This is a genomic window from Pollutimonas bauzanensis (assembly GCF_040393045.1).
GTDB classification, from domain to species: domain Bacteria; phylum Pseudomonadota; class Gammaproteobacteria; order Burkholderiales; family Burkholderiaceae_B; genus Pollutimonas; species Pollutimonas bauzanensis_A.
The window spans coordinates 20,031-34,884 of sequence record NZ_JBEBUX010000029.1; the positions used below are offsets into that span (position 1 = coordinate 20,031).

13 protein-coding genes are annotated in these 14,854 nt (G+C 53.9%); 1 reads left to right on the forward strand and 12 read right to left on the reverse strand.

Going from position 1 to position 14,854, the window contains the following annotated elements; genetic code table 11:
* Positions 1 to 5 precede the first annotated feature (5 nt).
* The 10 genes from ABWO67_RS06650 to ABWO67_RS06695 form a co-directional block, all read right to left on the reverse strand.
* On the reverse strand, positions 6 to 1,277 hold the full coding sequence (locus ABWO67_RS06650) for a TolB family protein (RefSeq protein ID WP_353149304.1): 1,272 nt from the start codon (positions 1,275 to 1,277) through the stop codon (positions 6 to 8).
* Positions 1,270 to 2,619 (reverse strand): O-antigen ligase family protein, encoded by a 1,350-nt coding sequence (locus tag ABWO67_RS06655; RefSeq protein WP_353149307.1) that lies wholly within the window; start codon positions 2,617 to 2,619, stop codon positions 1,270 to 1,272. The genes ABWO67_RS06650 and ABWO67_RS06655 overlap by 8 nt, the downstream gene beginning before the upstream one ends.
* Positions 2,613 to 3,962: a glycosyltransferase gene (locus ABWO67_RS06660; protein WP_353149309.1), complete on the reverse strand. Its 1,350-nt coding sequence runs from the start codon at positions 3,960 to 3,962 to the stop codon at positions 2,613 to 2,615. Before ABWO67_RS06660 ends, ABWO67_RS06655 begins: the two co-directional genes overlap by 7 nt.
* A 42-nt stretch (positions 3,963 to 4,004) precedes the next feature.
* Positions 4,005 to 5,387, reverse strand: coding sequence for a polysaccharide deacetylase family protein (locus ABWO67_RS06665; protein ID WP_353149312.1), 1,383 nt, complete (start codon positions 5,385 to 5,387; stop codon positions 4,005 to 4,007).
* Positions 5,384 to 6,358, reverse strand: coding sequence for a GNAT family N-acetyltransferase (locus ABWO67_RS06670; RefSeq protein ID WP_353149315.1), 975 nt, complete (start codon positions 6,356 to 6,358; stop codon positions 5,384 to 5,386). Before ABWO67_RS06670 ends, ABWO67_RS06665 begins: the two co-directional genes overlap by 4 nt.
* A gap of 23 nt (positions 6,359 to 6,381) precedes the next feature.
* Positions 6,382 to 8,658: a polysaccharide biosynthesis tyrosine autokinase gene (locus tag ABWO67_RS06675; protein WP_353149318.1), complete on the reverse strand. Its 2,277-nt coding sequence runs from the start codon at positions 8,656 to 8,658 to the stop codon at positions 6,382 to 6,384.
* A gap of 11 nt (positions 8,659 to 8,669) precedes the next feature.
* A complete protein-coding gene (locus ABWO67_RS06680) occupies positions 8,670 to 9,824 on the reverse strand; it encodes a polysaccharide biosynthesis/export family protein (RefSeq protein WP_353149321.1) in 1,155 nt (384 codons plus the stop codon).
* 153 nt (positions 9,825 to 9,977) lie between these two features.
* On the reverse strand, positions 9,978 to 10,541 hold the full coding sequence (nusG, locus tag ABWO67_RS06685) for a transcription termination/antitermination protein NusG (protein ID WP_353149324.1): 564 nt from the start codon (positions 10,539 to 10,541) through the stop codon (positions 9,978 to 9,980).
* 456 nt (positions 10,542 to 10,997) lie between these two features.
* Positions 10,998 to 12,125 carry an AI-2E family transporter gene (locus ABWO67_RS06690; RefSeq protein WP_353149335.1) on the reverse strand — a complete coding sequence of 376 codons (1,128 nt, stop codon included), beginning with the start codon at positions 12,123 to 12,125 and terminating at the stop codon, positions 10,998 to 11,000.
* Between the two features lie 84 nt (positions 12,126 to 12,209).
* A complete protein-coding gene (locus tag ABWO67_RS06695) occupies positions 12,210 to 13,184 on the reverse strand; it encodes a quinone oxidoreductase family protein (RefSeq protein WP_353149326.1) in 975 nt (324 codons plus the stop codon).
* Positions 13,185 to 13,238: 54 nt separating this feature from the next.
* Here ABWO67_RS06695 and ABWO67_RS06700 point away from each other — a divergent pair, with 54 nt between their 5' ends.
* Positions 13,239 to 14,138 (forward strand): RNA polymerase sigma-70 factor, encoded by a 900-nt coding sequence (locus tag ABWO67_RS06700; RefSeq protein ID WP_353149329.1) that lies wholly within the window; start codon positions 13,239 to 13,241, stop codon positions 14,136 to 14,138.
* A 3-nt stretch (positions 14,139 to 14,141) separates the two neighbouring features.
* Here the strand turns inward: ABWO67_RS06700 and ABWO67_RS06705 are convergent, their stop codons facing one another.
* A complete protein-coding gene (locus tag ABWO67_RS06705) occupies positions 14,142 to 14,444 on the reverse strand; it encodes a HigA family addiction module antitoxin (protein ID WP_353149331.1) in 303 nt (100 codons plus the stop codon).
* A 13-nt stretch (positions 14,445 to 14,457) separates the two neighbouring features.
* Positions 14,458 to 14,736: a type II toxin-antitoxin system RelE/ParE family toxin gene (locus tag ABWO67_RS06710; RefSeq protein ID WP_353149333.1), complete on the reverse strand. Its 279-nt coding sequence runs from the start codon at positions 14,734 to 14,736 to the stop codon at positions 14,458 to 14,460.
* Between the last annotated feature and the right edge of the window lie 118 nt (positions 14,737 to 14,854).

Consider the following 14,854-nt stretch of genomic DNA (forward strand, 5'->3'; position numbering starts at 1 on the left):
CGGATTCAGGCCTGCAGGTTCAGCATGTAAAGCTTGCGTTTGCCATTGCAAACCGAGTCGAAGAAAACTTTGCTTCCGTCCGGCGAGACTCGCGGGTGAAGGTCGCAGCGCGTTTCGCCTCCGAACTTGAAGTCTTGAAAGAATTGCCCCAGCTCTTCGACCTTGCCATTGGCAAGGCTGGCCTTTACCAGGCGCTGCATCCGGGATTTGTCGGGATAGGTGTCGGTAATGAACCAGCCATCGTGTACATGGGGATGGCCATCCCCCATACTGTCGAGCTTGCCATTGGCAAAAGAACTGATGTCGCCGGTGTCGACATCGATGACGTAGTAACCGTCTTTGCCAGATGGCCCGCGCATATACGAAATCAGCGAGCCGTGGTCAATCCAGAAACAGTGGCTGACCATCTCGTGGTTGCTTAGAAGTTGGATTTTTTTTTCGGTTGCGCTTGCCAGAAACAACCGGTCGAACTTCCTGTTGCCCACGAAGTAGCGGTGAAGGAATATGAACCTGTCGCCGCCTGGTGAAATCATGACGTGATTGATCTTGTGCTTTGCCGTATTGAAGCGGGGCTCGAAGCCCGTTTTGCATACCTCGGCAATGGAATAGAGCAGTGTTGCTTCGCTAGTGCGCTGGTCGATTTTCCATATGCCATCCTGCTCAAGATTGGCCATTTCATGGTCAGTCAGGGCAGGGATGTTCCGGTAGCCATAATCAGGCCTCAAGGCCTGAATGCGTCTGTAATTGATGGCAAGAAAATAGTCGTGCCCAAACGAGTCCTGTACTGGGAAATCGAATTGCCGCACTTCTTTTCGTTCTTGCAAGGAGAAAACGCGGCTTATATAGCGTTTTTTTGTTTCATCAAAATCGTTGAAGATAAAAGCGTCGGAATCCAGCCAGTGCGCGCGGGCGCCTTGCTGCCAGTTATAGACTTTGGTGTTTACTGTCAGGAGCGGCAGCTTTAAGTCGTCGCTCGAGAAGACCAGAATGTCGATGCTTTTTTTGGCATCTGGTTTCTGATCTGTAGGATGCACGGTGGCGTGGCAAAGCAGGAAGCCGTCCTTGGACAAAGGGGTCTTGTCGTAGTATCCAAAAAACGTGTTCAAGATATCGTCGCCTACCGATTCAATCTTATGGGTGGACAGCGCTCTGGCGCGCGGTCGGTTGCGCAGAAAGACCAGTCTTCCATAGGCGCGTTTTATTCCAGACTTCAATATCGGAAATTGCGATAGGAATTTAGCGATGCTTCGCTCTGCTGCGCTGTATTCGTTAGCCATTTAAGTTCCGATTGGTGAGCCGGTTTAATGAAGGGCTTGCCGAATAGGCGGGCCGAACTGGCGCCAGCACCTGGCGTGGCCGGTCGGCAATATCGGTCCTGAGATAAGACATCCCGGCCAACATGCCGAAGAAGAACCAGAGTTCCGGCAAAAGAATGTATTCATTCATAGTCATCATGATGGCCATGACTAGAAATGACACCTTGAAGGCCTTATAGCGGCCGGACATGGGATACAGTTTTTTTGAAATCAAAAACAGAATGAGCATCAGCAGGGAGAATCCAGCCAGCCCAAGTTCTGCAAAATACGAAAGGTAGAAGTTATGGGCTTTGGAGTCATGGCCGTAGTCGCTGACTTTGTGAAAGCCTTTTCTATAGTTTTCCAGGCCCAGCCCGGTGCCGAACCAGAAGTTGTCTTTGGCTGTGGCGATAGCGCCCTTTAGCAACATGACGCGGTTGTAGTCATTCATGTTGTTGCTCAGGTCTTGGCCATGTATCAGCATGCTGGTGGTGACAGATACGCGTTCAAGCCGTTGCAGCGACTTGTCGGCAACGCCGCTTAACACGATCGCTGTGAGCACGAGGACGATAGCTGTGGACTTGAGTAAGCCGGAAAGCGTAAACCGCATGTAATACAGAATGATGCCGGCCAGCATCCCTATGATGCCCGAGCGGGAAAAGGTCAGCGTCAGCGTCAAAGCGATGCAGCTTATGCAAAAGAGCAACCAGGCCAGTGACTTGCGTTCTTCCTTGTAGATATACAACAGCAAAGGGAAAATCATCGCAATGAAAACGACGGTTCCATTACGGTTTACAACCGGCATGAAGTTCGCGTCCTCTCCTATGCCTAGCGCATACCGGGCAAGGCCAACCAGGCAGCCCAACACCAAGACCGTGATTGTGAACTTGATGACTTTGTTGGCCGTGACTTGGTCTACTCGGGAAAAGAAAGCCGCTGCTGAAAAAAAGATAAGGAAATTTAACGGCCAGGCCAGCCAGTAAGCTAAATTGGCAACGGTGACGCCGCCGAGGGCGACTGTTGTGAAAAACGTGTAAATGCAATATATGGCGGCCAGGGTTAGCAGCAGGCTATATGAACGTGGTAATCGAATGCCGTTGCGCACCGCCAGTGCGAGGCCCGCTGAAATAACCGGAAGGTAGGCCAATGGCATTCCTGCGATGCGGGCAATGTCCATGGATACCTCCGGCATCAGCGCCAGCGGGAAAATATTCAGGGCAATGCCGTATCCAAAGGAGTGCAGGGCGTTCTTGTTCGAGTAAATCGCGAAAATGAACAAGCCCAGCGAAGCGCACAGATAATACGCCTTGAGTGCGGTTAGCACGACGGAGCTCCCTGGAGGGCTCTTAGTCTGTCGATGATCGACTGAGCCTGTTTTTCTCTTGAGTACTTGGCGATCAGGTCTTTGCGAGGACGGTAAAAGCGAAATTGATTGGATTCTATTGCCGCTAGCAAAAGCTTTTTCAACTCCTCGGTGTCGGTAGAGCAAAAGCCTGTGCCGGTTTTTTCCAGCAACTCGCCGGCAGCGTGCGTGTTATCGATTCCCACAGCCAGGATGGGTGTGCCGCTGACCAAGTACTCGAAGACCTTGCCTGTCAACATGCCTTTGGCGCCAGGTTCGCTCGATTCCAGTAAAAGCAGCAGATTGCTCTTTCTTTGCGCTTCCAGCGATGCCGGGCGGTTTACGAAGCCTTTGATTTTGATGATGTTGTGACGATTGGCACGCGTGCGTTGAATGATTTCGTTGAGTTCCCTTTCGTTCTGGCCATAGAACTCGATGCTTACTTTATTCGGACTGATCAGCTTCGCATCGATCAAGTCGTTGACTGCATTGAAGAGGGGTGTAGGGTCCCGTCGGTTGGGATAAATGGTTCCCGCATAGCAGATGGTGATAGTGCCGTTCAGCTGCTGTCCGGCCGATACGGATTGCACCCAGGTAGGAAACTCCTGGGGGTCGAAACCATTTTCGATCACCCAGACTGGAAGCGTGGGGTGCCGCGATTGCAAGTCAGCGGCCAACGGCCGGGATACAGTAATGATCGCATCAGCACGGTCATGCAGCGTCCGGCGCTCTTTGGCTTGTTCAAAAAGCTTGAATATCCCTTTTGCAGAGGTAATGTGGTTGTTCACCCACAAGTCCCTGAAGTCCGCAAACCAGATGATATTCGGATGTTTTTTCTTCAGCTTGCTGGCGACGACATGCGTCGCTGGCGGCGAATACGAGCTGACGATGACGTCATAATGATCCAGTGCAAGCAGCCGCAAGCCTGCCTTGTAAGCCGGAGCGACCCATAGGTCGTGGATGTCCAGCATGGATCCGATGTGGTTGCGCAGGCTGCGCACTTTACTGTGTAGTGTCGACGACCGCGCCTCTGTCTTGCTCGTTTCCGCCGGGATAGTGTCTTGGCCTTGTTTTCCGCTCTTTTTTATCCGCTTCAGGAGCCAGGCCGGCAGATAAGGCACCTCAACTACAGTGACTTCTTTAGGCAGTTTTTCCTTTAGCCCGAATGGGCCCATGAAGTCATATTTCTTGGTTGTTAGAACGGTAACGTCATGGCCTTGCGATGCCCAGTATTTTGCCCATTGGCCTATCCTCAGCACGGGTATCCTGTTCTGGGGATAAAAAAAACAGCTAATCAGCAAGATTCTTTTTTTTGGTTCGTTCATGTCGTCGGCCAAGGTGAAAGAGTTGTGTCAGGCAAACCGCGGCTACGCGAGAAGCACGCTCTGGTAAAGCGCGCGTTCTTCTGGCGTTGCAAGCAGGGAGTTGTGCCATAGCAAGGTGAAGTTGCCATTAACTGCACGGCAAGAAGCTTTCAGCTGAGTGAATTTCCTCAGTGCCAGTTCGCCTGACCCCAGGTTCATGTACCGTGGCGCCATCACCGTGCATTCCATGACAATCAGGGGGCGGATGCGCAGGCGCAACGCTTTGCCTGCTACAGGGTCAAAGGCGGGGTATTCATGGCAAGTTCCGCAGCGAAAGCCGGGATGGTCGGCATAGCTCAGCGTGCTGTCATACGCCATGCCTGCTTGCTCCCAGCCATATAAGGTGGTGGGCGTTTGCCAGCGCAGGTAATGCATGCGTCCGCCCCAGCCGCTTTGCGCAATGCCTTCTTCCTGGCAGATATTGATCAGCTTACGTGCCTCTGACACGATGGAGTCCGGTTTTCTATAGGTGTTGTAGCTGGGGTGCAGGCCGATTTCGTGGCCACGGGCATGAATGCGGCGCATCAGTTCCCGAATGGCCGGGTGTCCTGGGTCGTACAGTGCATCACGCGATGGTTCGGTTCGGCCGCAAAGGAAGTAGAACGCGCTGGTAATTGCGCTTTTCTCGGATACATCCATGATCCAGTTAAAAGTATTGAATGGATCTGCCGTATGCAGCATGGCTTTGGACTGTTTCCATATCTTTGGTGCATAAAGGGCATCGGTCAGCTTATGCCTTCTTACTATGTCGCTGGCCATGGCCCGCAAAAGCTGCTTGAAACTTAAAAATCCGTATCGGACCGGCGTATCGACATCGTGAGAAGGCGTGGTTGAAAATTTATGCTGGTTCAGCTGCAATTGTGGCCATGTGCGTTGGACCACTTGTGCCAGGATGGCAAGCCACTCATCGGCCAGGGGGCGTTCAAGGTAGTCGTTTTTATAGGCATGGGAGGCCGTTGCCGGAAAACGGCCATGCCGGTCCAGGTCGCTGCGGCCGGCTTCCTCCTGACGGGAGAGCATCCAGTAAACAAGGCCGAGAATGTCGTAGTGTATGGTCCAGCCGGTGGCTGTTTTTTCAATAAGAGGGTACGGAATATGCTGCTTTCCCGGTGTCGGCAAGGGAATGTTCATGGCCGGTCGCCATCCTTCGGCGGCGGCGTTCCAATGGCAGCATGGCAGGTCCGAACGGGCTTGCGAAAAAGTCAGGTAGTCGGATTCGATGCATACCTTCCTGTCGCTGCCTGGAAGTGTCATCAGAAAATATCCGGGCCCGGATTGGGTGAGCCGCAGCTTCGTGCTGAGGCGTTCACTCAGTATCGTATTGAGCCACGCGAGCGCAGCCATGGGCATCGAGCCAAAGATATCGATATTATCTAGTGCTGTCATTGTGTTTTGACGGTACGAGTTACAGACTGTGCATACAGCAGTGCGGCCGCCAGCTTGGACGGTGTTCTTGATACTGTGAAATACGGTGTCTGGATCCCGCCGAAAGCGCGGACGAAGCGTTCTATGGGCTTTATCATCGACCCGCAAAAGTCGAAATTCTTGGTTACCGTGGCCGCGAATTTGATCGCCTCCCACATGCATAAGCTCATTGCGCCGCTATTGCGGAACGCGGGGTCGCTTCCACCCAGCAGGTAATAGGCGCTGTTCTCATCCCATACCAGATATACCCCCGCATGTAAGGCGCCTTGTGCGTCCTGGGCAATAAATATCTTGCGCTGATGCTTGCTGGCGCACGCTTGATCCACGTTATTGATGAGCTTTTCAGAATAGGGCGGGAGCATATTCTGTCGCGTAAATACCAGCTTATTAAGTGGATAGAAACAAGATACTGGCAGGTCATCGCGCACTTTAAGGCCGCTCCTGGTCTCGGCTTTTCTTATTTCCCTTCGTATGTTCTCTTGCAGCCCTCTCCACAATGTGTCTTCGCCCTCAAGCAAGGGAAGCAGGTAGGTGTAGTTCGTGGTTTGCTCGAAGCGATGCCAGAAGAAAGGCAGCCAGTTTGTTTGGGTGTAATGCCACTGTTGCTTGAAATGATGGAAATGCGGCAACACTGCAATCAGTTTCTCCAGAGCATCCTTTTGCCGGCTTATCCGGGTAGCGTGCTTCGCGTCGGATGGGCGCAACCATGGCCCCAGGCAATATGTGAGCGGTGGCACTGTCGAGATGTGCAGGCCAGCCTTATGCCGGGTGGAATAAGGCATGCATGCCGCGATTTCTCCGCGAGTTTCGACCAAGGCAATATCCCAGTGCTCGCTGCCCGCCGTGGCGTCCAGCCACCAGTCTCGCGAGAAAAGAGGTATGGACGTTTCAGTGGCGCACAACTGACGGTAACGCTGTTTTCTGCTAGTCATTTTTTGAGAGTGTTGTGCGTGGTTCAGGGACGGTTGGTTCCATACATGCCGTAGCTTTGGTGATAGCTGCCGTAGCGCGAGCTGAAGCGCTGGCTGCTGGGGTCAAAATCATTGAAGATCACCCCTTTGACCTGTGCGCCTACCTGGGCCAGGCGTTTGGTGGACTCCTCCAGTTCGCTCAGGGTGCTGACCTGAGCCCTGGCCAGCATAAATACGGTGCCTACATAGGGCGCCAACGCCAGCGCGTCCGATACAGGGAGGACAGGGGCCGTGTCGAGCACAACTACGTCATAGTCTTTTGACAGCTCTTGGAGCAGCTCTGCGGCCCTTGGGGAAAGCAGCACTTCGGCCGGGTTGTGTGGAAGAATGCCCGATGTGATCACGTCGACATTCGGCATAATGTTTGTATGCAAGACCTCTTGAAGCGACGCCGTGCCGCGGATCAGATCGCTAAAGCCGTTATAGCGTTCCAGTTCAAAATAGCGGTGAACCCCGCCGCTACGGAAGTCGGCGTCGATGAGCAGGACCCGTTTGTCGGCCGCACCCAGCACGGAGGCCAGGTTGACGCTGGTGAATGTCTTCCCGATGTCGGCCGTGGGGCCGGTGAGCATAATGATGTTATTGGCGGCCCCTTGCAGCGCGAAACGTAACGTTGTCCTCAGGCTGCGCAGGCTTTCTATTGCGGGGTCGTCCGGTGAGCTTTCCGCCAATACATACTTTGCGCCCCGACGCCCGGCGAGCCGTGATTGCCTGATGCCGCCGGGAAGCACCCGAGGCACTGTAGCGAATACATTAAGACCCAGCGTGGACTCAATGTCGTTCGCCGCTTTGACACCGTTACGCATCAGTCCGCGTAACAAAGCCAAGCCTATTCCCAGCAGTAATCCCACGAGTCCGGCGATGGCCAGGACCAGCGGACGATTCGGCTTGATCGGCAGTTCGGGCGGTACCGCAGTATCCACCATCCGTACGTTCCCGACTTTGCCTTCCTTGACCAGCCGCAGCTGCTGAGCACTGTTGAGCAAGCTGGCATACAGTTCTCCGTTGACCTTCACTTCTCGCATCAGGTTGAGCAGGTTCTGTTCAAGCTGGGGTAGTGCCTTGATATGCACGGTCAATTCGGCGATTTCAGTTTCAAGTGCGCTGATCTGCCTTGTGATGGCCAGGATGCTGGGATGAGATGGGCCAAATTGGGCGCTCAGTTCCCGGCGCTTTTGTTGTAAATCAAACAACTGCGTCTGCATGGTCACTGACCTATTCAGTTGTAGCGTGCCTTCGGTGCCCAGGTTGAATGTGCCGTGCTGGTCGCGGAACGCCGTGTATTTGTTGTCGGACTCGTTCATCTGCTGCCGCAACTGCGGCAGGAAAACTTCCAGAAACCCAAGGGATTTTTCGGCTTCGGCGGCTTTTCGTTCCGTATTTTGTTTTACATAGGCAGCGCCTATCGCATTCAATATATTCGTGACCTTTATCGGGTCGCTGCCGTCCAGCGTCATGGAAAGCACGCCCGATGGTTTGCCTTTTTCATCGATGACCAATTTGTTTTGCAGATCTTGAATAATGTTTTGCGTCGAGCGTCGTATCAACGTAAAGCGCGAGTCTGGTTTCGCGTCCAGGCTGCTGATCAAGATTCGGCCTGTCTGGCTGCCTGCTTGCAGGTCAGTAGGTACTCCTACTTTTCCTTGCGCCAACCGCTCGCCGGTCGGGCCTTCCAGTTCGTATCCCGCCGTTGTGACAGTCAGTGTCAGCTTTTTATTTTCCAGGCGTTCAGGAACGTCAAGCTGTCCGACTTTTATGGATTCTGTTCCCCAGACATAACCGCCGAATGTATAGTCGCCCAGCTTGAACAGGCGTGGGTTGGATAGCCCGGTGGCGTGTTTTGCCATCCATTGACCAATGATGGGCAGGTAATTAGGGCTGGTTTCAACGTGTAATTGAAGCTGGTCGCTTGCCTGCCCGATAACCAGTCGGGACCTGAGGATTTCGATCTCTGCTGTTGCCGGAGACTGAACGTTGAACACGGTCGATAATTCGCTGAGCAAGTTGCTATTGGCGGGGGTAGGGTTCTGTTCTACCTGAATCAGAATGTCCGACTGATAGACCGGTGTACTGAACAAGGCGTAAGCCCCGCCTACCAATAATGCCGTCATGAATACGGACAAGATCAGCCAGCGTGCATTGAGCGTGGTATCAAGCAGGTTCAGGAAGTTGATGTCGTCGTTGTTCTGGGGCGCATACGGCGGCGGAATCACGATAGGGGTCGGGTATCCCGCCGGAACGATGGCATAGGAGTTGTTCATGTCTGGGGTGTTCATCGTGTCATGTCCCGAGTGGCACTGACTGCACCATAGCTAGGCAACAGCATGCTAATGACGCGGTTCCATCGTACGATGGGTGCTGGATCAACAAAAACCATGTCGCGAGCCTTGAGTTCAAAGTCGGCGGCGAGAACGTATGCAGTGGGCACGCTGGCATCCAGATGGTAGATTTCCGCGTTTCCATTAATGCCTTTGCGTATTACATAGACTTGGCGCGGATTGCCAGTCTCGGGATTTATGCCGCTGGCTTCACCCAGCGCCTGTGCGAGCGTGAGCTGGCCATCCTGTAGGGGCTGTGACCTGGGGGTATGAACGTCGCCCAGCATGAATACCTTGGAATCATTTCGATTCAGTACTCGCAGCAGATCGCCGTTAGCCATCAGAATTTGTGCCGGACTCACCCCGACCCTGGTCAGTTCCGGCATATCGATATGAGTGGCCACACCATTGCGAGTCAGAATCACCGAGGAACGATCAGCCTCCGGCGTCAGTCCGCCAGCGCGGTTTATGGCCTCCGGCAACGTCATGGGGATGTCGTTCATGGTCAGCAATCCGGGGGTGTGGACCTCGCCATCCACATATACGCGGCCGTTGCGATAGGCTTGAATGCGCACGGTCAGCTGTGGGTCGCTGATGTATTGAGCCAAACGCCGCGTCAAAAGCGCCCGCACCTCGTACTCCGTCAGGTTAGCTACCTTTATGGCGCCCACGAATGGAAACTGGATTCGGCCATCGGTGCTTACGTTATAGCCGTTGCCGACGTCCGCGATGCTGGGCGCGTTTGTAGCCACGTTCGAACCAGCCATGGACAATGCCAATTCCGGATGATTCCAGACCACGATATTAAGAATATCTCCTGGCCCTACTTTGTATTCAGTGGGTACGCCAAACAGGCGCTGAATGTCCTGGGTGACCTCGCTGTGACGTTCTGTGCGCAACTGGTCGATGAGCTGCGGCGAGATTGTCATGAGTGCGCCGGGGGGCGCACCTTCTTCGTTCAGTGCTTTGGCAACATCTTGGGGCTTACCCATATACATACCTGGCGACATGCTGCACGCAGACAATATCGCTAAAGAGCAGATGATCGCGCCGATCGCGGCGAGACGGGAGATGTCTGGCCTGCGTAGGGAAAGAAGCTCGTCTTTCATAGGATTCACTTTTGAGTAGCTGACGTTAACCAGAGGGAGCCTGGGCAGGCTCCCGCAGTGTTTTTCGCAATAAGGCCGAAAATCACTCTTGTTGTTGCTGTGTTGCAGTACGTTCGGGTTACTCGCCCCCGCAAGGCGTTTTTTCTACCGCTTTCAGACTAATTCGACTTCATTTGGAGACAGTTTCAGTTTTGCCTGCCTACCCAGAATTTCCATCAGCACGATGACCCGCTGAGTCGAAGCAGACTGCACCAGACCTTCCAGACCATCCAGCGCGGGATTGCTCAGGCGGACACGGCGGCCAGGCTGGAATGGGTTGATCGCCCGCACATCTTCCTGGTTGCGCTGTTGCTCATGTTCCTGGATGGACTTAAGAATTTCCGGCTGAACCAATGCGTAGCTGGCGCCGAACCGAATGATCGCGTTAACGCCGCGCGTGGAACGAACGCAACTAATGGATTGTTTGCTGTTGGAAGGCCGAAAAAACAAATAGCGTGGAAACATCGGGTCGTATACTGCGGATGCAGCGGCCATGCCCCGAGTCGCGCCGACTTTTGCCGGTTTTTTATATGTTTTGTACAAGGGCAAATAGGTGAGAAACCCTTGCTGCTGCAAATTCATCGCAGCATAGGCTTCTTGACGCGCATCGGTGTAAGCGACATACCAAGTGACTTGGCTTTCCGATAAGGGAGCGGTTGTCGCCAGAAAAGGCGGCATAGCCGATTCCGTCGGTGATAGGTGAGTATGGCAACGCATATCGTCTCGTCCCCCAAACTTCTACTGATTGCTTTTATGAAGCAGCTGGGCGGTTCAAGCTTGTGCGAGCTTTATGTTTTCGCTTGCTCAAGATGTTGATTTGGGCCAGACAGCATGCTTTGAAATATGAGCAATTTTTAGCAGATATTGCTTTTGGCGGACCATCAGCCGGAAGGGCTAGGTCATATACGGTAGAGCGTATTGCGTAGGCTGGAGAGACACTAGGGTTACCCCTGGTAGAACTTGTGGTGCAGGGGGCGCGCGCTGGCTTTTGTTATGTAAATGCTACGAATTTACATTGATTTACAGAATGGCTTTTGCGTCGGCAATCCCGAAGCTGGGGTATTGTCGGCGCAACGTGGTAAGTCTTGTGGTGCGTACTAGGCCATATGGCTGATGCTGTTCAGCCTGCGCTCGTTACGTTTTTGGTGGATCCTGAGACGTTATTGCGGTCGCGCTATCAACAGTTATTGCCGACTGCTCTTCGATTTCCGATTTTTCTTCCAGTATCCATTCGCGCCAGATTGCCACCAGCAAGGCCATTAACACCGGCCCGATGAAAAGGCCCACTAGACCCATCGTTTTTACGCCCCCGATTAGCCCAAAGAAAGTGGGCAGGAACGGAAGCTTGACAGGACCGCCCACCAAGCGCGGGCGTAAGGTTTTGTCGACGATGAATAGCTCAATGGTGCCCCAAAGGAACAGCCCCAGCCCTGCCATGGCATTGCCAGACCCGACCAGGTAAAGCGAGATGAGCGAGAACGAAAGCGGCGCTCCGCCTGGAATCAAGGCCATGAAGCCCGTTACTACACCCAGCAAGACGGGCGAGGGTACCCCCGCAACCCAGTAAGCCAGGCCGAGAACGACGCCTTCGCCAAGGGCGATAAGGCCCATCCCGGTCACGGTGGAGTTAATCGTGGCCGGTACCACGCGCGAGAAGCGTTGCCAGCGCGTGGGTAGAATACGTTCCCCTACGATGTCGAGCTGGCCCAGAATGCGAATGCCGTCTTTATAAACAAAAAACAAAGTGATCAGCATGAATATGACCGTCAGCAACAGCCGGAATACATCGCCTGTAGCAGCAAGCAGCATGCGGTAAATATTGCCCAGATGTTCACCGCTGACCATTTCCACTACCGTGCCCAAGGCATGGGGTTCACCCAGGTAATCTACCCAGTAGCCTGCCAGCCGCTCTCCGACCAGGGGAAGGGCCAATATCCAGGGGGGAGTTGGCATGCCATCGCGGTTTGCCGCTAAGGCCCAGCCAATGAAGCTGCTGGCTTCCTGGATGGCATAGGTCAAGGCAAGCGAGAGCGGAACGATAAGTACTAGTATGACCACGATCAACGCTAGAGTGGCTGCCAGCGCCGTGCGTCCGTCGCAACGCCGCAGCAGGCGCTGGTACAGGGGCCAGCTTGCAAGTCCCACGATCAGCGCCGCCAGCACCGGGACCAGAAACCCACTAAGAAAGTACAGCCCAGCCAAGACGACCAGCAAAAGAAGCCAGCGGGCGATCAGGAAAGCGGGCAAAACAGGTTGCATAATTTAGCGGTATTCTGGGGTTTAGGTAGGACGCATCCGGGAACAAATAGGTACGCAAGGTTTCGACGATATCACGGATTCCGATTCCTATACGGTCAGGATCACCGAGCCTTGTCGTAATCTGGATTCCATTTCATGGTGGGCTTGCGCTGCGTCCGAGAGGTGAAATTTGGCGATATGGCCAGGCTGCAAAATTCGGTCGTTCAGCGCTTTGAAAAGCATAGCAGCTGCGGCGTGCCGTTTTTCGGCCTTTTTCAGGTGCTGGAAGACGCTGGGCCGTGACAATGAGTTGGACTTGCGGAACAGGGCCGAGACTTCAAAAGGGGGCACGGGCCCCGAGGCTTGCCCATAATTGGCCAGATGACCACACGGCGCCAGACATGCCAGGGACCCAAAAAAAGTATCCTTACCTATCGCATCGTAAGCAACCTGCACCCCTTCGCCCTTCGTAATATCGTTAACACGGGCAACAAAATCCTCTTGCCTATACTGAATGACATCACTGCATCCGTAGCGCTGTGCCAATTCGACTTTATGTTCAGAGCCCACCGTGCCGATGACTTTTGCGCCTAAATGGCTGGCCCATTGGCTTAATAGCGAACCGACGCCACCTGCGGCTGCATGCACAAGTACCCAGTCTCCCGGCTTGACGGCGTAAACTTCATGCAGCAGAACGTGTGCGGTGAGGCCCTTTAGCAAGCTGGCGGCGATAATATGGTCGTCCATGTCGGCAGATAGCGGAATTGCCGCCTCGGCGGGCAATATACGTTCTTCCGAATACGCGCCATAGCCCGTATAAACATAGGCGATGCGGTCGCCAATATTCAAATGTCGAACTTCGCTTCCCAGTTCGGTGATGATGCCAACCCCTTCTATACCAGGGGTGCCCGGCAAGGGAAGGGTTTGATACAAACCTGATCGGACGTAAATGTCATGGAAGTTCACGCCGACAGCGGTATGCTTGAGTCGAATCTCTCCGGGCAAGAGAGCCGAGACAGTGACCGGTTCAAACTTGAGATTCTCAGGGGGGCCGGGCTGATGCAAGACAATGGCTGAAGGCATGGCAAATCCAATCGCATACGACGAAGTCTTTGTTAATAGCATAGAAACCTATTCATGAGCAACGACACACATACTTTTAATCAGCTGCGCCCGCGGTTGCAGCAAATTGCATATCGGATGTTGGGCTCGGTCGCCGAAGCGGAAGATATCGTTCAAGACGTGTGGCTGCGTTGGCATGCGGCGTCCCGGCAGGACATCAATAACATTCAGGCTTGGCTTGTCGCGGTTACGACGCGGCTGTCGATCGACCGGCTGCGCGCTGCGAAAACTCAACGCGAGCATTACCCGGGCATCTGGTTGCCCGAACCCCAGATGACCGAGTCGCCGGCAACACCTGAAGAGATCAAGGAGCGCGTCGACGAAGTATCGGTGGCTTTTCTGATGCTGCTCGAACGGCTTACGCCCGAAGCACGTGCAGCGTTTCTTCTGTACGAAATCTTTGACATGGATTATCCAGAGGTTGCTGAAGCCATTGGTAAGACACAAGCAGCCTGTCGTCAACTGGTAAGTCGTGCCAGAGCTCAGGTAAAGGACGACCGTCCGCGCTATGTCGTGTCGCGGGAGACGCATCTGCGTTTGTTGCAGCGCTTCACGCAGGCACTCGAGCGCGCCGACTTTGCCGCGATCAACGCTTTGCTGGCCGAAGACGCCGTACTAATGGGCGATGGCGGTGGTCGGCTACCCAGCTTTCCGCAGCCTATGGTGGGCGGCCGACGCATTGCACAGCTTTTCTTTGCCTCATCACGCCGTTATGGGGTGGCGCTTCGCATTAAGTTTGCCATGTTGAATGGTCAGTGGGCACTGTTGCGCTTTATCGAGGGCAAGCTGGAATCGGCGTTGGTATGTGAATCGGATGGCGAGCGCATCGTTCACGTCTACGCGCAGCGCAACCCCGACAAACTGATGCATATTGCTGCGGCATCGGGTCAGATGAATGCAATTGATCCGCAGTGAGGACTAGGCATGCCCAAGCGGCTGAATCTCGTCGGCGATACGCTTGGCCACTTTGGCCTCTGTTACCTTAAGGTCATATGCTTGTTGTAGGTTTAACCAAGATGTTGCATCGCCGCCAAAATAAGCCGCTAGTCGCAATGCGGTATCAGGCGTAACGCCACGACGCTCACGAACTATCTCGTTCATGCGGGTGGTGGGGACATGTAGCGTGCCGGATAGGGCGTTGACGCTCATGCCTAGCGGTATAAGATAGTCTTCTCGTAAAATTTCGCCCGGATGAATCGGACGCATGCCGTTTTTAGACATAATAGGCTCCATTTCAGCGGTAATCGACGATCTCAACGTTTTGCGGTCCCTGTTCCGTCCAGACGAAACAGATGCGCCACTGATCGTTGATGCGAATGCTGTGCTGTCCGGTTCGATTTCCTTTGAGCGCCTCTAGTCGATTGCCTGGTGGTGAGCGCAGAAAACCCAGTGTGTTAGCGCTGTCGAGTATTTGTAGCTTGCGCTCAGCGACCGTTGTAAAGTTCGCAAACCGAGCAACGCGTCGCCCCTCATAAAGGGCTTGAGTATCAGGGCAGCGGAAGCTTTTGATCATATTTAAATTCTATAACGCTTAGCGTTAAGCGTTAAGCGTCAATTGGCTTCATCTTGCTTTTTACAGCCCTGTTTTGACACAAAAAAAACCCGCAAAGCCTTGAGCCGTGCGGGTTCTG